Source organism: Anaeromyxobacter diazotrophicus (genome assembly GCF_013340205.1).
Classification (GTDB): Bacteria; Myxococcota; Myxococcia; order Myxococcales; family Anaeromyxobacteraceae; genus Anaeromyxobacter_A; species Anaeromyxobacter_A diazotrophicus.
In genome coordinates, this window is record NZ_BJTG01000001.1 from 245,584 (window position 1) to 265,085 (window position 19,502).

General features: G+C 73.8%; 14 protein-coding genes. 10 read left to right on the forward strand and 4 right to left on the reverse strand.

The features are described from left to right. The first annotated feature begins 254 nt into the window (after nt 1–254). On the forward strand, nt 255–560 hold the full coding sequence (locus HWY08_RS01075) for a hypothetical protein (protein WP_176062271.1): 306 nt from the start codon (nt 255–257) through the stop codon (nt 558–560). A gap of 48 nt (nt 561–608) precedes the next feature. Here HWY08_RS01075 and HWY08_RS01080 read toward each other — a convergent pair whose 3' ends face one another. Continuing rightward, nucleotides 609–1,778 (reverse strand): NAD(P)/FAD-dependent oxidoreductase, encoded by a 1,170-nt coding sequence (locus HWY08_RS01080; RefSeq protein ID WP_176062272.1) that lies wholly within the window; start codon nt 1,776–1,778, stop codon nt 609–611. Nucleotides 1,779–1,935: 157 nt separating this feature from the next. Here HWY08_RS01080 and HWY08_RS01085 point away from each other — a divergent pair, with 157 nt between their 5' ends. From HWY08_RS01085 to HWY08_RS01105, 5 genes are read left to right on the forward strand one after another with little or no spacing between them, the layout of a single operon-like run. Then, nucleotides 1,936–2,313, forward strand: a complete 378-nt coding sequence (locus HWY08_RS01085) for an STAS domain-containing protein (protein WP_176062273.1) — start codon at nt 1,936–1,938, stop codon at nt 2,311–2,313. A gap of 20 nt (nt 2,314–2,333) precedes the next feature. After that, nucleotides 2,334–4,145: a glycosyltransferase family 2 protein gene (locus HWY08_RS01090; RefSeq protein WP_176062274.1), complete on the forward strand. Its 1,812-nt coding sequence runs from the start codon at nt 2,334–2,336 to the stop codon at nt 4,143–4,145. After that, nucleotides 4,142–5,491: a DUF3131 domain-containing protein gene (locus tag HWY08_RS01095; RefSeq protein WP_176062275.1), complete on the forward strand. Its 1,350-nt coding sequence runs from the start codon at nt 4,142–4,144 to the stop codon at nt 5,489–5,491. The genes HWY08_RS01090 and HWY08_RS01095 overlap by 4 nt, the downstream gene beginning before the upstream one ends. Continuing rightward, nucleotides 5,492–7,489, forward strand: a complete 1,998-nt coding sequence (locus tag HWY08_RS01100; RefSeq protein WP_176062276.1) for a DUF3131 domain-containing protein — start codon at nt 5,492–5,494, stop codon at nt 7,487–7,489. A gap of 10 nt (nt 7,490–7,499) precedes the next feature. Next, nucleotides 7,500–8,486 (forward strand): glycoside hydrolase family 16 protein, encoded by a 987-nt coding sequence (locus HWY08_RS01105; protein ID WP_176062277.1) that lies wholly within the window; start codon nt 7,500–7,502, stop codon nt 8,484–8,486. 13 nt (nt 8,487–8,499) lie between these two features. Here HWY08_RS01105 and HWY08_RS01110 read toward each other — a convergent pair whose 3' ends face one another. Further along, complete coding sequence (locus tag HWY08_RS01110; protein ID WP_176062278.1) at nt 8,500–9,120, reverse strand: hypothetical protein; 621 nt, start codon at nt 9,118–9,120, stop codon at nt 8,500–8,502. A gap of 400 nt (nt 9,121–9,520) precedes the next feature. Here HWY08_RS01110 and HWY08_RS01115 point away from each other — a divergent pair, with 400 nt between their 5' ends. From HWY08_RS01115 to HWY08_RS01130, 4 genes are all read left to right on the forward strand, one after another. Beyond that, nucleotides 9,521–12,220 (forward strand): beta-glucosidase H, encoded by a 2,700-nt coding sequence (locus HWY08_RS01115; RefSeq protein WP_176062279.1) that lies wholly within the window; start codon nt 9,521–9,523, stop codon nt 12,218–12,220. A gap of 119 nt (nt 12,221–12,339) precedes the next feature. Then, nucleotides 12,340–12,546, forward strand: a complete 207-nt coding sequence (locus tag HWY08_RS01120; RefSeq protein WP_176062280.1) for a hypothetical protein — start codon at nt 12,340–12,342, stop codon at nt 12,544–12,546. 47 nt (nt 12,547–12,593) lie between these two features. Beyond that, nucleotides 12,594–13,856: an amidohydrolase gene (locus HWY08_RS01125; RefSeq protein WP_176062281.1), complete on the forward strand. Its 1,263-nt coding sequence runs from the start codon at nt 12,594–12,596 to the stop codon at nt 13,854–13,856. Next, a complete protein-coding gene (locus HWY08_RS01130; RefSeq protein ID WP_176062282.1) occupies nt 13,853–14,530 on the forward strand; it encodes a trimeric intracellular cation channel family protein in 678 nt (225 codons plus the stop codon). Before HWY08_RS01125 ends, HWY08_RS01130 begins: the two co-directional genes overlap by 4 nt. A 46-nt stretch (nt 14,531–14,576) precedes the next feature. On the opposite strand, the gene HWY08_RS01135 is transcribed toward HWY08_RS01130, so the two are convergent. Both HWY08_RS01135 and HWY08_RS01140 read right to left on the reverse strand, forming a co-directional pair. Then, nucleotides 14,577–16,319, reverse strand: a complete 1,743-nt coding sequence (locus tag HWY08_RS01135) for a hybrid sensor histidine kinase/response regulator (protein ID WP_176062283.1) — start codon at nt 16,317–16,319, stop codon at nt 14,577–14,579. After that, nucleotides 16,316–19,336, reverse strand: coding sequence for a chemotaxis protein CheB (locus tag HWY08_RS01140; protein ID WP_176062284.1), 3,021 nt, complete (start codon nt 19,334–19,336; stop codon nt 16,316–16,318). Before HWY08_RS01140 ends, HWY08_RS01135 begins: the two co-directional genes overlap by 4 nt. Between the last annotated feature and the right edge of the window lie 166 nt (nt 19,337–19,502).

The following is a 19,502-nucleotide window of genomic DNA, read 5'->3' on the forward strand; positions in this document are numbered from 1 at the left end:
CGAAGTGCACGGGAGGTGCCATCCCCTTTTCCGTGCGGGATCGCGGCGGCGCGCGGCCTCGCCGTGCATTTCGCAAGTCGCGCCAGGGACCGTTCGTGCAACTTGCGGTTCCTCGCCGGGTCGAGCGTGCGCTTCTCGCTCCACCGGAGTCCGGGGGCCGGCCTGGCACGCGACGTGCTGCTGGATCGGCCATGCGCGCCGCGGTCCCTCCTACGCTCCGGCTCCTCCGAGGCGGCGCTCCAGCTCGTGCCACGTTGGCCTGGGGCGAGCGGTCGCTACTGCCCAGGATCGCGGCGCTCGTCGCGGTCGCCGCGCTGTCCGTCCTTGCGTCCACCCTGTCCTCCGAGCGGCGAGCGCTTCGCGCCCTCCCCCTGGAAGAGCGCAGCTCGCTGGTCGCTCGCACGGTCGCCGAGCTGCGTCAGTCCTGCACCGAGCAGCGCCCCGAGGCGCTCAGGGGCCATTGCCGCGAGCTGGCCTCCTTCGCCGCGCAGTTCGAGGAGTGCCGCGGCGAGTGCGAGGCGCTCGTGCACCGCCAGCTGGCCCCCATCCCGACCCGGTAAGCTGGAAGGCGAGGCAGCTCCGGGCGGCCACTTCTTCTCGGCCGTCCGTCACCCCGAGATCCTCCCGCGCAGCGTCGCGGCGTCGTGCGGACCAGGCTCGGAGATGAGCGCGCGCGCCGCGTCCATCTTCCCGAAGATCCCCCACGTCAGGACGCCGCGCACCCGGCCGCCCGACAGGTAATGGACGACGCCCTTGCGGAACCGCTCCGTCCAGTCGGCCACGACCTCGAGCCGCGGGTCGAGCACCCCCACCGCCTCGTAGCCCAGGTCGAACAGATCCGAGTAGAAGAACGGCAGGTGGCGATAGGCGACGGCGGCGCCCGCCATCGCGCGACCGGCCTCGCGGCCCATGCGGTTGGCGTTGTCCTCGTGCTCGACGCGGATCCGCTGGCCGAGCGCCGGGTTCGGGAACCGCGCCACGTCGCCGGCGGCGAACACGGCCGGATCCGAGGTGCGCAGCCCCTCGTCGACGAGGATGCCGTCGTCCACCGCCAGCCCCGCCCGGGCGGCGAGGCCGTCGTCCGGGACGATCCCGAGCCCCGCCACCACGAGATCGGCCCGGAGCTCGCCCCGATCGGTCCGGAGCACGAACCCGCCGCCTCGCGCCTCGACCCCGGTGAGGCGCTCCTGCGGGCGGACCTCCACCTCGCGCTCGGCGTAGTAGGCGTTCAGGTGCTCCGAGAGGTCCGGCGGGAACAGGCGCGCGCCGATCCCGCGCTCCGGGAAGAGCAGCGTGACGCGGTGGCCCGCCGTCGTGAGCGAGGCGGCCAGCTCGGAGCCGATGAAGCCTCCGCCGACGACCGCCACGTGCTTGCCGACCGGGAGCGCCCGGACGCGCCGGTAGTCCGCGACGGTCCGGTAGTAGACGACCCCCGCGTCGGCGAAGGGCAAGCGCCGGGGCGTGCCGCCGGTCGCGAGGAGGAGCCGCTCGTAGCCGAGGCTCTCGCCCCCCTCCAGCGTGACCCGACGCGCGCCGCGGTCGATCGCGATCGCGCGCTCCCCCGCGCGCAGCGAGACGCCCTCCACCGCCGGCAGCCAGATGGAGCCCTCCTCCTGCCCCGTCCACAGCCCCTTCGTGAGCGGCGGGCGAGCGTACGGGCGCGCCGGCTCGTCGCCCACGATCGCGATCGACCCGGCCGCGTCCACCGACCGGATCCCCTGGGCCGCCGCGTGGCCCGTCATCCCACCGCCGATCACCACGTACTTGAACTCGGCCATCCCGCCCTCCTTGGACGATCCATGGAGATGCGCGGGCCCGGCGTCAGGTGACACGCCGGCGGCGGCCCGCGGACGTCCGGTGCCCGGGCGCCAGGCCGGCTGACCGAGGACTTGCCCGCGGCGCGAGAGGAACGACTTTTGTTCCTGGAGCCACTCCATGTCGCTGGCCAGGTTCGAACATCGGGGCGCCTCCGTGCTCGTCTACCCGACTTGCCGGCGGCTCGACGCCGAGGTGGCCTCGGAGTTCAGCCGCCAGGTGGCCGGCCAGGTGCAGGGGCGCTCGCTCGTGACCGTCTCGCTCTCGGAGGTGGAGGCGATCGACTGCTCGGGGCTCGCCGCGCTTGTGGTGATCCTGCAGAAGATGCCGCCGGGAGGCGTGCTGCGGCTCGCGGGCGTCCGCCCCTCCGCGCACGAGCTCCTCGAGGCGACCGGCCTCGGCGCCCTCTTCCCCGTGGTCGACGCGGCCGCCGCAGCGCCGGGGGGCGACTCCGGCTGGACGACGACGCCGCTCCCGGATGACGCCCTGGTGCCGTGACCGGAGCCGGGGGGCCGACCGTGGACGCGACGTGCGCTCGCTGCGAGGATCGGCTCCCTGGCGAGCCCGTCGCTCCGAGCTCCGCGCGCGACCTCACGTTCCAGGCGCTGGCGGTCTTCGCGTTCCTCCTCGGGCTCCGCTACCTGACCTGGCGGTGGACGTCCTCCTTGAACCCGTCGGCGCTCGCGTTCGCGGTGATGATCGCCGCGGCCGAGTCGCTCGCCTTCCTGGGCGACGTCCTGTTCTTCCTCTCGATCTGGCGCATCACGCCCGTCGCCTCCCCGCCGCCTCCCGCGACGCTCCGCGAGATCGGCGCCTCGCCCGCGACGCCGGATCGCGAGCTCCGCGTCGACGTCTTCATCGCGACGTACGACGAGCCGGTCGAGCTGGTCGCGCTCTCGGTGCGGGACGCGAAGCGCCTGCGCTATCCGCACCCCCTCACGCTCCGGATCCACGTGCTCGACGACGGGCGGCGGGGCGCCATGCGGGACATGGCCAGGGAGGAGGGGGTGGGCTACCTCACCCGCCCCGACAACGCCGGCTACAAGGCGGGAAACCTCCGGAACGGCCTCCAGCACACCGACGGCGACCTCGTCGTCATCTGCGACGCGGACACGCGCCCGCTCCCGGGGCTGCTGGAGGAGACGCTCGGCTACTTTCGCGATCCGCGCGTCGCCTGGGTGCAGACACCGCAGTGGTTCTACGACGTCAGCCCGGGGACGCCGCTGCCGGAGTGGCTGGCGAGCCGCCTGCGGCTCGGGCCGGCCGGCGGCGCGCTCGGGCGCGGCATCGAGCTCCTGCTCGGGCCGATCACGGTCGGCGGGGACCCCCTCGGCAACGACGCCAGCACGTTCTACGGCGTGATCCAGGCGAGCCGGAACTGGTGCAACGCCGCGTTCTGCTGCGGAGCCGGGAGCATCCACCGCCGCGAGGCCGTGATGGAGTCGGCCCTGAAGCAGTTCGCGCAGGAGGTGACCGCGGCGACGCGTCGCTTCGCCGACCGGGTGCCGGATCGAGCGCTCCGGCGGCCGCTCGCCGCCGCCGTCGCCGGGGCGGCGGCGCGTCGCACGGAGCTCATGCCTTACCGCTTCCACGTCTCCGAGGACATCTACACCAGCATCATCGTCCACGCGGATCCCCGGCGGCGCTGGCGCTCGGTTCACCACCCCCGCCCGCTCACGCGCATGCTCTCGCCGCAGGACCTGCTCGCCTGGACCATCCAGCGGTTCAAGTACGCGAGCGGCACGCTCGACATCGGGTGGCACGACAACCCGCTCAAGCGGCCGGGGCTCACCGCCTGGCAGAAGCTGATGTACCTCGCCACCATCTACTCCTACCTGTCGCCGCTCTGGCTCGTCCCGCTGCTGCTCGCGCCGGTCGTCTTCTTCTTCGCGGGCGTCACGCCGGTGGTCGCCTTCGACCCGGAGTTCTTCGCGCAGATCGTGCCCTTCCTGGTCGCCAAGCGGCTCGCCTTCATGGTCGGGACCTGGGGCTTCCGCACCTGGCGCGCGGAGCAGTACCACCTGGCCTCGGCCTGGCTCCACCTGAAGGCGCTGCTCCACGTCCTCGCGGGCAAGCCCCTCCGGTTCCCGGTGACCCCGAAGACGCGCGCCGAGCGCCGCTTCCTGCGCCTCGTCGCGCCGCACGTGCTCCTGGTCGCGGCGATGGCGGCGGGGCTCGTGTACCGCGGCAGCCTCATCGCCTCCGGGCGCGCGCCGGCCGACACCACCGCGTACCTGGTGAACGTCTTCTGGAGCCTGTACGGCACCCTGTGCCTGCTGCCGATGATCGCGGCGGGACTCGGGCGCCGTCCCGGAGCCGCGCTCGCATGACGTTCCTCCGGGGACTGCTCGCCGCCCGCTCGCACCTCGCCGTCCTCGCCGGCATCGTCGCCGCGCTCGTCACGATCCGGCTCGCGACACGCGTCGTCCGCCTCGGCACCCCGGCGCACTACCCGTCGGCCGCGGCCTGGGAGCGACAGTTTCCGCTCCGCCCGCCGCGGCCGCCGACGAGCGCCGAGCTCGCGCAGGCGCGCGAGGCGTGGAGCTACTTCACGCACAACACCGACGCGCGCACGGGGCTCACCTCGACGGTCGAAGGGTACCCCTCCACCACGCTCTGGGACCTGGGCTCCCAGCTCCTGGCGACGCTGGCGGCGGAGGATCTGCGGCTCATCTCGCCCGAGGACTCGGCCCGGCGCCTGAGCTCGGCGCTCGTCAGCCTCTCGGCGCTCGAGCTCGTGGGAGGGCTCCTCCCGAACAAGGCGTATCACACGCAGACCCTCCAGATGGTGAGCTACGACAACGTCCCCGTGAGCGGCGGCGTGGGATGGTCCGCGCTGGACCTCGGCCGCCTGGCGGTGGCGCTCACCGCGGTCGAGCACCGGCACGCCGAGCTCGCGTCGCGCGTCCGCCGGGCGGTCGCGCGGTGGGATCTGTCCGCCGCGAGCGACGGCACCGCGATGTTCGGCGCCGCGCGCCGCGCCGACGGCACCCTGGAGAAGCTCCAGGAGGGCCGCTTCGGCTACGAGCAATACGCGGCGAAGGGTCTCCTCGCCTTCGGCGTGCCCGTCGGGCTCGCGCTCGACTACGGCGCCCACGCCGTCTACGCGGACGTCGACGGTGACACCGTGGCCTCCGACGACCGCGTCCCGGAGGCGCACGGGGGGACCCCGGCCCCGGTGCTCTCCGAGCCCTGGGTGCTGGACGGCCTCGAGCACGGCCTGGACGCGCTCACCCTCCCGCACGCGCGCGCCGTCCTGGCGGCCCAGCAGCGCAGGTTCGCCGCCACGGGGAAGCTCACCGCGGTCTCCGAGGACCACCTCGATCGGCCGCCGTGGTTCGCGTACTCGGCGGTGCTCGGCGGCACCGCCCGCTGGACCGCGTTCTCGGCGGACGGGCGACCGCGGCCCGACGACCTCACGTTCTCCACCAAGGCGGCGATCGGCTGGTGGGCCCTCTTCGGCGGCGACTACCCCGATCGCCTGTACGCCGCCGCGGCGGAGCTGGTCGACCCCGGGCACGGGTTCTGGGCAGGCCGGTACGACGCGACCGGGGCGGTGAACCGCGTCCGCTCGCTCAACACGAACGCGGTCGTCCTGGAGGCGCTCGCCTACCGCGCCCGCGGCCCGGCCCTCGGCACCGCGCACGGCTTCGCCGCGGCGGAGGCGAGGCGCTGAGTGACCACCCTGGCCGCGATCGCCCTGGCGCTCTCGGCGGCGTCCTCCGCGCCGGCGTCCTCCGACGCGGCGCCGCCGCCGCGGTGTGACCTGGCGGCCGGCCCTCCCACCCGCGCCCAGCGCGACGCCGCCAGCCTCGCCTGGCGCTACTTCGAGCGGAACTACCAGCCGGGCACGGGCCTCGTGAGCTCGGTCGACGGGTATCCCGCCACCACGATGTGGGACCTCGGCTCGACGGTGTTCGCGACGCTCTCCGCGCGCGCGCTCGACCTCATCCAGCCGGAGGAGTTCGAGCGCCGGATCTCGACCCTGCTCCGGACGCTCGCCACGATGCCGCTGTTCGAGGACGAGCTGCCGAACAAGTCGTACGACGCGGCGAGCGGCGCGATGACCGACTACGCGAACCGGCCCGCGCCGCGCGGCCTCGGCTTCTCGGCGCTGGACGTGGCGCGGCTGGTGTCGTCCCTGCACGCGCTCACGTGCCTCCACCCCGAGCACCTGGCCGAGGTCGAGCGCGTCCTGAGGCGCTGGCGGACCTGCAACCTGGTCGGCGACGGCCAGCTGTACGGCGCGTCTCGCGACGCCAGCGGAGCGGTCGAGCACCACCAGGAGGGCCGGCTCGGCTACGAGCAGTACGGGGCGCGGTCGCTGGCGCTGCTGGGGTTCTCCCTCGACGACATCCAGCGGTTCGACCACCTCGCGGTGGAGGAGCCCGTCGAGGGGATCCCCATCGCTCGCGACCGCCGCGATCCCGCCAGGTTCGGAGCCCGCACCCCGGTCCTCGTCGAGCCGTGGGCGCTCCACGCCATCGAGTTCGGCCTCGCGGGCGTGGGCGCGACGCAGCTGCGGCGGATCTACGACGTCCAGCGACGCAGGTGGGAGCTGACCGGCATCCCGACGGCGGTGAGCGAGGACCACGTCGACACCGCGCCGTGGTTCGTCTACGACGCGATCGTCGAGGGCGGCGTCGCCTGGCGCACGATCACGCCGGAGGGCCAGGAGGTCCCCGCCCTGCGCAGCCTCTCGACGAAGGGGGCCTTCCTCCTCGCGACGCTCTACCCGGACGACCCCTACTCGCGCGTCCTCCTCGACGCCATCGCGGACGCGCGCGACCCCGAGCGCGGGTGGTACGCGGGCGTCTACGAGCGCGGCGGGCTGAACCGCTCCCTGAACGCGAACACGAACGGCGTCATCCTCGAGGCGGTCCTCTACCAGCTGCTGGGACCGCTACACGGTACGTGCGCGTCCTGCGGCGTGCGCTGGCCGCCGGGGCTCGCCGCCGGGGACTCGTCGGGGCGATGCGTCTCCGCGGTGGGGCGCGCCGCGACGGGGGCTCCGCCGGTCGCCAGCACGGTCGAGGGCGGCGGCCTCGTGACGAAGCACGAGCTGCAGCCCTCGTCGAGCCTCCACCTCGGCGGCTCGCTGTTCAGCTCTTACCGGCAGGTCGACGGGCCCGCCGCGGGCGCGGTCGCGCAGTGGACGCCGTTCTCGTACTTCTTCCTGCGGCTGGGCGGCGCGGTCACGCCGCTCTGGCAGGGGGGCGCCACCCGGGCGCTGTGGGGCTTCGGCTACGACGACTGGCACGACAACACCTTCTCGATCCAGGTGAACAACTGGGGGCCGATCCAGCCGTACGCGTCGGACGTCGGGCCTCGCGGCGCCCAGCTCGACCTCTCGTACAAGGTGCCGCGCCTCTGCGCGGGCCCGGTCTGCCTCTCCACCATGGCGTTCGCGACCGTCCCGTACGTGGGAGGTCCCTACGTGGGGGCGCGTGGCTACCTCAGGTTCTGGGAGCGGTGGTTCGTCTTCGGCGGCATGGGCTGGGTGATCCCGAACGTCTTTCCGGGACCTGCCGGCACGCCGCGCTGGCGCCCGATGTTCGGCGTCGGGGAGTGGGATTGGCGACCGGGGTCGATCTTCTTCCAGTACTACAACTGGGGACCCGACCGCTCGTGGCGCAACGGAGTCTTCAGCGTGGGGATGAACTGGTCCTACTGAGGAGGTGGGCGTGGAGGCGAGAGAGCACCAGGCCGCCGGGGCGCGCCGGCGAGGCGCGGGCGCGGCGCGGCGCGCGCGGGGCGCGACCGCCGCGCGCGCCGCCGCCCTGCTGGCGCTGATCGCCGGCGCCTGTGGCTGGGAGCCGCCCGGAAGCTCCAGCCCACCGGCGTCGAGCCTGGGCAGCACACCCGCCGCGCCGCCTGCGAGCGGCCCACCCGCGTCGCCGCCGCCGTCGAGCGACGGGGGCCCGCCCGCGACGAGCGACGGGCTCCAGCCCACCGGCTATCGGCTCGCGTGGCGCGAGGAGTTCGACGGCTCGGCCCTCGACGGCTCGCGCTGGTCGGCGTCGTCCGACCCGCGGCGCGACGCGGTGAACACCCCCGACGCCGCCGCGGTGGCGAACGGCGCCCTCACCCTCACGACGTACACCCAGGACGGCGTCCACCGGACGGGGTTCCTCTCGACGGAGGGGAAGTTCGACTTCACCTACGGCTACGTGGAGGCCAGGATCCGCCTCCACGGCGCGCCGGGCACGTGGTGCGCGTTCTGGCTCAATTCGCCGACCAACGGCACGCCGCTGAACGACCCGTCCGCCGCCGGCACGGAGATCGACCTGCTGGAGAACCGGGTCGTCGATCAGTACGGGAACGACGTCAGCGACATCGACGCCATGAACGTGAACTGGAACGGCTACGGCGTCGAGCACCAGGACCGCCAGCGGACCGTCCAGGGCTCACCGTCGCTGCAGGGCAACTGGCACGACTACGGGGTCCTGTGGACGCCCACGGGATATACGTTCTACCTGGACGGCAGTCCGATCTGGACGCCGGCCGCCGATGTCCCGGTCTCGCGCCGCAGCGAGACGCTGTACCTCACGTGCGAGGTCCACGACCACGACTGGGCCGGGAACATCCCGGCGGGTGGCTACGGGACCCGTGACGCGAGCGCGAACCGGATGGAGGTGGACTGGGTGAGGGTGTGGCAGCCCGCGCCCTGAAGCCGAGCGCTCCTCACAGCTCCAGGCCCAGGCGCCCGGCGACCCCGAACGTCGGGCCCCTGCCCGCGCGGTAGATGGTGGCGCCGACCGCGGGCGCGGGCGCCGGCACCGCGACCTCCTCCGCCGAGAGGTTCCACCGCGAGAAGCCCCAGACCCCGAGGACCCACCGCACCGAGCCGGCGAGGGGGAGCCGGACGGAGAGGCCCGGCCGGGCGCCCACGAAGCCGACCGTCATCCGCTCGCCGGAGCCGCCCACCGTGCCGTAGCGGTGGCCGCCCCACTCGGCCAGGAGCTCGAAGCGCAGCACGGAGACGTCGAAGGCGAGCCCGGCGAGCGGCGCCAGCGTCGAGACCTTCGTCCTCGGCGACGAGAAGGAGGTGTCGAACGAGAGGCCCACCTCGAGGAACGAGGCCTTCGCGATGACCGACGCTCCCGCGAGGCCGAAGTCGCCGCTGAGGCGGTCCTGCTCGGTGGGGGTCACGGAGGCCGTGCCGCCCGCGAGCTGGAGCGGATCCGTACGCTGGGCGCCGCCAAAGCCCTCCAGCGTCAGCGAGACCGGCCCGAGCGCGTCCGCCGCCGACGGGGCGGCGAGCAACGCCACGAGGAGCAGCGCAGGGTTCCCGGGGCGGATCACGTCGTTGCCTTCGAGAACGTTTGCCAGTCCCCGCCCGGAAGCGTAGCGACCTAGGAGGGTGCTCGTCCCGCGATGGGGCGCGAGAGCACCTGCGCCACCCCTCCCAGCGCCAGGTTGCCGTAGTCGACGACGAGCACGCGCCGTGCGCGCGCACCGGCCCTGCGAGGGGTGACGTCACCGCGGGGCAAGGCACAACTTGGTCCGCGTGGGCGCGGATGCGCGGCGCGGGCGGGGCGGGGCGAGCGGCGACCGGAGGCCGGAGCACGCGCGGAGAGGACTGCGGTGCGCGTCGGCCGCGGCGCTCGCGCTGCTGTGGGCGGCGCCGGCGCCGGCCCAGCCGAGCGCCTGTCCGGGCCCTACCCTCACCACCAGTGCTCCACCCCCGTCGGCGCGGCCTTGGATGGACGCCTCGCTCGCTCCGGACGCGCGGGCGGACCTCCTCCTCTCGGCGATGACGCTGGAGGAGAAGGTCGACCTGGCGACCGGGGAGTCGTGTCTCCTGTACGGCTTCTACAACGCCCCCATCGCACGGCTCGCCATCCCCGCCCTGACGATGACCGACGGCCCGGCCGGCATCCGCATCCCCTACCGGCGCGTGAACGACGGGCGCGCGACGCTGCTTCCGGCGCCCATCGCGCTCGCGGCGACGTGGGATCCGGACCTCGCCGCGGTGCAGGGGGACGTGCTCGGGAGCGAGGCGTTCTCGACCGGACACAACGTCCTCCTCGGGCCGACGCTCGACCTGGCGCGCCTGCCGCTCGCCGGGCGGAACTTCGAGACCTTCGGCGAGGATCCGCTGCTGGCGAGCCGGATGGCGGTCGCGGTGATCCAGGGCATCCAGCGACATCCGGTACTCGCCACCGCGAAGCACTACTCGACCTACACGCAGGAGAGGGATCGCTTCACGGTCGACGAGCGCGTCGACGAGCGATGGCTGCACGAGCTCTACCTCCGGCCGTTCGAGTCCGCGGTCCGCGACGGGCACGTCGCGGCCGTGATGTGCGGCTTCAACCGCGTCAACGGGGTCTTCGCCTGCGAGGACCGCGCCCTGCTCAGGGACGTCCTCGACGGCGAGCTCGGCTTCGACGGGTACGTCATGAGCGACTGGGGCGGCACCCACACGACCCTCGGCGCGGCCGCGGCCGGGCTCGACCAGGAGCTCGCGTTCGGCAAGTACTTCGGGTGGGCGCTGTTCGACGCCGTGCAGGGCGGCGCGGTGGCGGCGCCGATGGTGGACGCCAAGGCGCGGCGCATCGTGAGGTCGATGCTCGGGCACGGGCTGTTCGATCAGCCCGTCCAGGAGGGGCCGCTGCCGGACGCCGAGCACGGGCAGCGCTCGCGCGAGATCGGGGAGCAGGGGATCGTGCTCCTCCAGAACGCCGGGGGCCTCCTGCCCCTCGACGCCTCCGCTGTCCATTCCATCGCCGTCATCGGCGCCGACGCCGCGAACGCGAGCACCGAAGGCGGCGGGGCCGCGCGCGTGGAGCCCACCTACGCCGTGACCCCGCTCGACGGCGTCCGGGAGCGCGCGGGAGGCGGCGTCCGCGTCGACTACGCTGCCGGCACGGACCCCATCACCGCGGCACACCTCCTCCCCGGGCTGCCGCCCGTCCCGTCCTCGGTGCTGTCGCCCCCCGGCGCCAGCGCGCATGGGCTCGAGGCGGAGTACTGGTCGAACACGCGCTTCGATGGCGACCCGGACATCCGGCGCGTGGACGGCCAGGTCGCGGTGTCGCTCGGGTTCTTCAGCTACCAGAGCGTCAACGCCTCGTCGGTGCCGCAGTCGCTCGTCCAGTACACGCTGTCCAGGTTCTCCGCGCGCTGGACGGGGACGCTGACCGCGCCCGCCACCGGTCCGTTCCAGTTCTCCCTGACCACCCGGGGACGAGGCTGGCTCTGGATCGACGGCAGCCTCGTGATCGACGACTCGGTCTCGCACGATCTCGGCTCGAAGACGGCGACGGTCCAGCTCGTCGCAGGTGAACGGCACGCAATCCGCATCGACTACGCAGCGGACGCGGACGCCATCGGCACCAAGACCGACGTCGGGGGCGACGTGATGCTCGGCTGGGAGGTCCCGGCGGGCACCGTGTTCCCATCGGTCCGGGAGGCCGCGCGCCTCGCCGCCGCGGACGACCTCGCGATCGTGGTGGTGCGCGATTACGGCACCGAGGAGCGCGACCGTCCGAGCCTGGCGCTGCCGGGCGATCAGGACCAGCTCGTGCGCGAGGTGGCCGCGGCGAACCCGCGCACGATCGTGGTCCTCATGACGGGACAGCCGGTGGACATGCCGTGGCTGGGGAGCGTCGCCGCCGTCGTCGAGGCCTGGTATCCCGGCCAGGAACAGGGCCGCGCCATCGCCCGCGTGCTCTTCGGGGACGTGAACCCTTCGGGCAAGCTCCCCATCACCTTTCCGCGCACCCTGGCCGACACCCCGGCCGCCTCGCAAGGGGTCGCGTCGGACGCCGTCGGCCCCGTGCTGACCTTCTCGGAAGGTGGGCTCCTCGGCTACCGCTGGTACGACGCCAGGGGCCTCGGCCCGCTCTTCCCCTTCGGGCACGGGCTCTCGTACACCTCGTTCCGTTACGACGGGGCGGAGCTGACGTCGCCGGCGTCCCCCGCCGACGCGTGGCGCGTCGGGTTCACGATCACGAACGCAGGCCCGCGCGACGGGACCGAGGTGGCGCAGGTGTACGCGGAGGCGTGCGGCGGCGACCCGGAGGCGGCCCCGAAGCAGCTCGCCGGCTTCGCGAAGGTCTCACTCCGAGCAGGCGAGTCGAGGCGCGTCTCGGTCGACGTCGACCCGCGCTCCAGGTCGTCCTGGAGCGCGACGGCTCACGCCTGGCAGCCGGCATCGTGCACCCCCACGGTGTACGTCGGGAGCTCCTCGCGCGACCTGCGGCTCACGGCCGGAGCGGCTGCGAGCTCCGGCGGGGCGCCCGGCCAGGCGCCACCCACCGGGACGTCGCCCACCGGGACGTCGCCCGGCGGCGGAGGCCCCGCCGGTGGATCGCGGGGCGGCTGCGGACAGAGCGGCGACGGCGGGCTCGGCGTGGGGCTCGCGCTCTGGGCCCTCTTCAGCCGCAGGCGGAGGCGCTGAAGCAGCGATCGCGCGGCGCGCGCCCCGGCGCCACCGTTCGCCGGGCCTAGCGCCGGCCGACCCTCCCCGGCCGAGCGGAGCACGCGGCGAAGTGACTAAAGTCATGGGAGGAGGTACGCATGCCCCATCGTTCCTGGAGCCCCGCAGCCAGCCGCGACGCGGCGCCCGAGCAGCGTCCGCCCGCGCCCGCCTCCGTCCACCCGGACGGGAGCGTCGATCGCGAGCTCTGGGCGCCCAGCGAGGGGCCGTGCCGGCACGAGGTGGGCGGCGCGGGCGGCGAGCCCGAGGGCCGGAGCCTGCCGATCAGGAAGGTGTGCTGGGATTGAGGCGGGCGACCGCGTAGCTCGCGCTGCTCACCGCGAAGGGAGGCCAGGTGGCGCACGAACCCGCAGCACCCGAGCTGCTCGCGCCGCTCGACGGGCTGCTCCCCGACCTGGAGCGGCTCTACACCGATCTCCACGCGCACCCCGAGCTCTCGATGCAGGAGACCCGGACCGCGGCGCTGGCGGCGGAGCGGCTGCGGGCGGCCGGCTACGAGGTGACGGCGGGCGTCGGGAAGACCGGCGTGGTGGGCGTGCTGCGCAACGGCGACGGTCCCACCGTCATGCTGCGCGCCGACATGGACGCGCTGCCGGTGAAGGAGCTGACGGGCCTGCCCTACGCCAGCGCGGCCACGTCCACCGACCGCGAAGGCAAGGTCGTGCCGGTGATGCACGCCTGCGGCCACGACCTCCACGTCACCTGGCTGGCGGGCGCGGCGGCGCTGTTCGGACGCACCCGCGGCGGGTGGCGGGGGACGCTGCTCGCCGTCTTCCAGCCGGCGGAGGAGATGGCCGCCGGGGCCCAGGCGATGATCGACGACGGGCTCTTCACCCGGTTCCCGAAGCCCGACGTCGTGCTCGGGCAGCACGTCATGGTCGGCGCCGCGGGCGTCCTCGGCTGGCGCGCCGGCGTCATGACCTCCGCCGGCGACAGCCTGCAGCTCCGGCTCTTCGGCCGGGGCGCGCACGGGTCGATGCCTCAGGCGAGCATCGACCCGGTCGTCATGGCGGCGGCGACGGTGCTCCGCCTGCAGACCATCGTCTCCCGCGAGGTGGCGGCGACGGAGGCCGCCGTGGTGACCGTCGGCGCGCTGCAGGCGGGCACGAAGGAGAACGTCATCCCCGACGAGGCCCTCATCAAGCTCAACGTCCGCACCTTCGACGAGGGGGTCCGCGCCCGCGTGCTCGCAGCCATCGAGCGGATCGCGAAGGCGGAGGCCGCGGCGTCCGGCGCCCCCAGGCCGCCGGAGATCACGCCGCTCGACCGCTACGGCTCCGTCCGGAACGACCCGGAGGCGACCCACCGCGTGGTCGCCGCCTTCCAGCGGCGCTTTCCCCCCGAGCGCGTGCGCGAGGTGGAGCCGACGTCGGCGAGCGAGGACTTCGGGTGCTTCGGCGCCGGGTGGCACGTGCCGTCGGTGTTCTGGTTCGTGGGCGGGACCGATCCCGAGACGTACCGGAAGGCGCGGGAGGCCGGCCGCCTGGGCGAGCTCCCCACCAACCACAACCCGCGCTTCGCGCCGGTGCTGCACCCCACCCTCCGCGCCGGGGTGGAGGCGGCCGTCGCCGCCGCGCAGGCGTGGCTCTCGCCGTGACCGTCACCCGCTTCGCCGTCGACCTGGGCGTGCTGCCCGTGGCGCTCGACCTCGGCGGCACGTTCGTGTTCGCGCTCAGCGGCGCGGCGGCAGCCGTGAAGCACCGGCTCGACGTCTTCGGCGCCCTGGTGCTGTCCCTGGTGGCCGCCAGCTCGGGCGGGATCGTGCGCGACGTGCTCATCGGCGCCGTGCCCCCCGCGGCCCTCGACGACTGGCGGTACGTCGCGATCTCGCTCCTCGCCGGCCTGGTCGTGCTCCTGCGGCACTCCGCGGTGGAGCGCCTCCGGAACCCGGTGCAGCTCTTCGACGCCGCCGGCCTGGCGCTCTTCGCGGTCGCCGGCGCACACAAGGCGCTCGTCTTCCACCTCGGCCCCCTCTCGGCCGCGCTGCTCGGCATGGTGAGCGGGATCGGCGGCGGCATCGTGCGCGACCTGCTGGTGACGGAGGTCCCCGCCGTGCTCCACGCCGAGATCTACGCCGTCGCCGCCCTCGCCGGCGCGACGGTGGTGGTCGTCGGGAGCCGCCTCGGGATCCCCTCCCCGGTGGCCACGACGGTGGGCGCGCTCCTCTGCTTCGGGCTCCGCTTCCTGGCGCTCCGGCGCCGCTGGCGCCTGCCCATCGCCGGCGAGGCCGCGCTCCCCGCCGGCGAAGCGAAGCGGCGACGAGGAGCGTGACGGGTCACGCGCCGGCGCGCTCCCGCCGCTACTCGCCGGCGCCGCCTCAGGCCTGCGGCGCCTCCGCAGGCGGCGCCTCGGTGAAGAGCCGCTCCAGCTGCTCGGGATCGGCCGGCTTGACGAGGTGGCGCTGGAATCCGCTCTCCCGGGCGCGGCGCAGGTCGTCGGGCTGGGCGTAGCCGCTGAGGGCGATGAGGTAGGCCCCCCGGAGCGCCTCGTCCTCGTCGGCGCGGATCGCGCGCGCGACCTCGCACCCGTCCATCCCCGGCAAGCCGATGTCGCAGATCACGATCTCGGGGCGGAGCTCGTGCGCCTTGGCGAGCCCCTCCGGGCCGCTGAACGCGACCCCGACCTGGTGCCGGTGCAGCTCCAGGAGCTCCCGCAGCGCCTCCGCCGCGTCGACGTTGTCCTCGATGATGAGCACGCGCCGGTGCGCGCGGGCCCGGTCGGGCGGCGCCGGGTGAGCCGGCTCGGCCGGCGGGCCCGCGAGCGGAAGTCGCACCTCGAACTCCGAACCCGCGCCGAGCCCTTCGCTCCGCGCGGCGATCCGGCCGCCGTGGAGCTCGACCAGCCCCTTGGAGAGCGCCATCCCGAGGCCGAGGCCGCCCTTGCTCCGGTCGAGGGTGGTGTCCGCCTGCATGAAGGGCTGGAACAGCCGCGCCAGCATCTCGGGCGCCATGCCGACGCCGTCGTCCGACACGCGGACGACGGCGCACCGCTCCCGCCGGCTCGCGGCGACGGTGACCCGGGTCTTCCCGCCGCGCCGGCAGAACTTGGCCGCGTTTTGCAGGAGGTTCCCGATCACCTGCGCCAGCCGATCCCAGTCGCCCTCCACCACCACCGGGGCCGGCGGCGGCGCGAGCTCGAGCCGCACGCCGCTGCGCTCGAAGAGCGAGCGGTGGTCCTCGACCATGCAGCCCGCGAGCTCGTAGAGGTCGAGGCGCTGGCGGCGCAGGTGGATCTTGCCCTGCGTGATCCGCGTGACGTCGAGCAGGTCGTCGACGAGGTGGACCAGGTGGCCGATCTGCCGGTGCATCACCTCGCCGGCGCGCCTCGCCTGGTCGCTGCCCGCCTCCGCCTGCTCCAGGACGGACAGGCTGTTGCTGATGGGGGCGAGCGGGTTCCGGAGCTCGTGCGAGAGCGTGGCGAGGAACGCGTCCTTCGCCCGGCTCGCCTCCTCGGCGCGGGCGCGCGCGTCCTGCGCGACCTGGAGCAGCTCCGTCCGCTCCTGCAGGAGCCGCCAGCGCTCGGTGACGTCCTCGATCGTGAGCAGGATCTCCGGGTCCCCGTGCCACAGCAGGGAGGTCGTGAGGCGGGCGCGCCGGACCCCGCCCTGGACGAGCGCGAGCTCGCGGCACGATCGCCCGTCCTCTCCGCCCTGGAGCGCCTCGGCCAGGAGCTCCCGCAGCGCCGCCTGGTCCGCCGGCGCCACGAACCACTCGAGCGGCTTCCCTACCAGGCGGGAGCGCTCGGCCCCCAGCAGGCGGGCGCCGGCGAGGTTGAGGGCGCGGAGCCTGCCGTCGCCCGAGAGCGTGGCGTACCCGAGCGGCGCGAACTCGTAGAGCTCGGCGTAGCGCTTCGCGGCCGCCTCGGCTTCGAGCCGCGTCGCGCGGAGCTCCTCGTTCTGCAGCTCCAGCTCGACCTGGTGCACCTCGAGCTCGTGGACGAGCCGCCGCGCCGCCGCGCGGGGCGGCGGGGTCCGAGCGGGCTTCTGCCGCTCGAGCCGCTCCTCGGCGCGGCGCCGCAGCGGGGCACCGTCGTCCTGGCCGGCCATGCCCGTCTCTCTCACGCCACCGGCTCCTCCCCCGCCGACCGCGCGCCCGCCTGCCGCTGCGCAGCCTCCTCGGCCCGCTTCAGGTCGTCCACCTCAGTGTGTGTCCCGTACCACTTCACGACCAGGGCCTGCTCGTTGCGGATGGGCACGGCGCGCGTCTTGTGCCAGCGGTACCTGCCCTGCCGATCGCGCAGGCGGAGCTCGGTGTCCAGGCCCACGCCCGCCTTCACCGCCGCCCGCCAGGCGTCCCGCACCCGCTCGCGGTCGTCCGGGTGCACTTGCTCCAGCCACCCGGAGCCGAGCTGGTCCGCCTCCGCGACCCCCGTGTACTCGACCCACTGCCGGCTCAGGTAGTCGCAGGCGCCGTCCGGTCGGGCGCCCCAGACCAGCGTCGGCAGCGACTCGGCCATCTGCCGGAGCTGGCTCGCCTGCTCGCGGAACGCCGTCTCGAGCGCCTTCGTGGCGCTGGCGTCGGTGAAGGTGATGACGACGCCGTCGATGACGTTCTCGATGGTGCGGTACGGCATGATGCGCACCGTGAACCAGCGGCCGCCGCGCGAGGCGACGACGGTCTCCTTGTAGATGAGCGTCCGCAGCACCTCCCGCGCGTCGTCCGGGAGCGCCGGGTACTGGAGCTCGGTCACGAGGTCGGTGATGGGCCGTCCGGCGTCGCCGGGGATGAGCTTGATGATCTTGGCGGTCTGGGTGGTGAAGCGCCGGACGTGGAGCTCGCCGTCCAGGAAGAGGGTCGCGATGTCGGTGCTGTTGAGGAGGTTCTTCATGTCGTTGTTGGCGCGCGACAGCTCGTCCACCTTGGCCTGCAGCTCGTGGTTCACGGTCTGCAGCTCCTCGTTCAACGACTGCATCTCCTCCTTCGAGGTGGTCAGCTCCTCGTTCGTGCTCTGCAGCTCCTCGTTGGTGCTCTGCAGCTCCTCGTTGGTGGACTTGAGCTCCTCCTGCGAGGTCTGCATCTCCTCGCGCGTGGTCTGCACCTCCTCACGCGCCCGCTGCAGCTCGCGCTCCAGCTCGGCCAGGCGCGCGCCCTGGCGCGCCGTGAGCGGCCGGTTCTTCCCCTTCGCCTCCGCCGGCGCGGGGTGCGCGTCCGTGAACACGATCAGGACCGTGCCGCGCAGCTCCCGCGGCTCGTCGAGGCGCTGGACGGTGAGGTCGACGGCGTGGGCCCCGTCGTCGGACTCGAACCGCGCGCCGCGCACGGTGACCGCGCGCTCCTCCCGCAGCGCGCGCGAGAAGGCGTTGCCGAGATCCACGCGCAGCCCGTCGCGGGCCATGGCGAAGACGTTCCAGTTGGCCTTGCCCATGGCCGGCTCGAGGTACTTCCCCGTGCGCCCGCTGATGTAGATGATGTCGCCCCGCTCGTTGACGAGGACGCCGGCCGGGGAGAAGCGCTGGAGCAGGACGCGATCCGCCAGCGCCTGGAAGCTGGGCGAGGGCTTCGCGCCGGCGGGCGACTCGGCGTGCGGCGCGCCTCGCGCCTCCGGCTGGGTGCCCGGGAACGACGCCGGGAAGTCGACCGGCATGGCCACGGCCGCGTCGAGCCGCCGGTAGAGCCGGGTCTTGCCGTCGAGCGCGGCGAAGTGGCTCGAGAACGCGCCGACCGTCTCGGCGCTCCCGAGGAACAGGATCCCCCCGGGGTTCAGGCTGTAGTGGAAGAGCGGCACGAGCCGGCGCTGCATCTCCGGCGCGAGGTAGATGAGGAGGTTCCGGCAGGAGAGGAGGTCGAGCTTGGTGAACGGCGGATCCATGATCACGTTCTGCGGCGCGAAGATCACCATCTCGCGGACGTCCTTGCTCACCCGGTAGCCGCGCTCCTCCTGCACGAAGTGGCGGCGCAGGCGCTCGGGGGAGACGTCCGCCGCGATGTTCGCGGGGTAGAGGCCCTGGCGCGCCTTGTCGATGGCGTCGCGATCGAGGTCGGTGGCGAAGATCTGGAGGATGAGGTTCTTCGGGTTCTTGAGCCGGGCCATCGCCTCCTTGAACACGATGGCGAGCGAGTAGGCCTCCTCGCCGGTGGAGCAGGCCGGAACCCAGGCCCGGATCACCGAGCCGCTCCGGCGCTGGGCCAGGAGCTCGGGCATGACCTCGCGCGCGAGGTGCTCCCAGGCCGGCCCGTCGCGGAAGAAGCTCGTCACCCCGATGAGCAGCTCCTTGAAGAGCAGCTCGACCTCCCTCGGGTTCTCGCGCAGGTACCGGACGTAGTTCGAGATCCGGTCGATCTGGTGGAGGCCCATCCGCCGCTCGACCCGCCGGTAGACGGTGCTTCGCTTGTAGAGGGAGAAGTCGTTCCCGGTGTGCATCCGGAGCAGGACGATCACCTTGTCGATCGCGCTCTGCCCCTTCTCGACCGGCGGCGCGGGCGCCGGCTGCCTGAGGTGCGGCGCGTGCGAGAGGTAGGCGAGGATCCGGCCGGGGAGCTCCTCCACCGGCGCCACCACGTCGGCCAGGCCCGCCTCGATCGCGCTGCTCGGCATCCCGTCGAACTTGGCGGAGGCCGGCGCCTGCACGAACCCCGCCCCGGCCTTCTCCTTGATGGACCGCAGGCCGAGCGTGCCGTCCGACCCCATCCCCGACAGGATGACGCCGATGCCGCGCTCCTGCTGATCGTTCGCGAGCGACCGGAAGAAGCCGTCGATGGGCAGGTTCATGCCGCGCGGCGCGACCGGCGGCATCAGGTGGAGCGCGCCGCGCAGGATCGACAGATCCTTGTTGGGCGGGATGACGTAGACGCGGTCGGGCTCGACCTTGACGTTCTCCTTGACCTGCACGACCGGCATGTTCGAGACGCGCTGGAGCAGCTCCACCATCACGCCCTTGTGCGTCGGGTCGAGGTGCTGCACCACCACGAACCCGATCCCGCTCCGCTCCGGGACGTGAGCCAGGAACGCCTCCAGCGCCTCGAGGCCGCCGGCCGACGCGCCGATGCCGACGATGGGGAAGCCGCCGTCGCGCGCGCGGTGGCCCTCCGTCGCCGGCGCCTCGAGGTCCGCCGCGGGGGGGGATCGCGGCGGGCGCACGACGCCGCGCGCCTCCGCCGGAAGGCGCGCGCGCTTCCGTCGAGCTCGCTTCCCGGCTTCGTGCTGCGGACGCTCCCGCTTCGGTGGCTTCCTCATCGCGACGCTCCTCCGTCCGTATACGCCGGCGCCGGGTGGAGGCCCGGGGCCAGGCACGCCCCCCTGCCCT

Coding starts and splice junctions, on each gene's coding strand:
- HWY08_RS01095 (WP_176062275.1), top strand. CDS start 4,142: ATGACGTTCCTCCGGGGACTGCTCGCCGCCCGCTCGCACCTCGCCGTC.
- HWY08_RS01115 (WP_176062279.1), top strand. CDS start 9,521: ATGGACGCCTCGCTCGCTCCGGACGCGCGGGCGGACCTCCTCCTCTCG.
- HWY08_RS01120 (WP_176062280.1), top strand. CDS start 12,340: ATGCCCCATCGTTCCTGGAGCCCCGCAGCCAGCCGCGACGCGGCGCCC.
- HWY08_RS01080 (WP_176062272.1), bottom strand. CDS start 1,778: ATGGCCGAGTTCAAGTACGTGGTGATCGGCGGTGGGATGACGGGCCAC.
- HWY08_RS01085 (WP_176062273.1), top strand. CDS start 1,936: ATGTCGCTGGCCAGGTTCGAACATCGGGGCGCCTCCGTGCTCGTCTAC.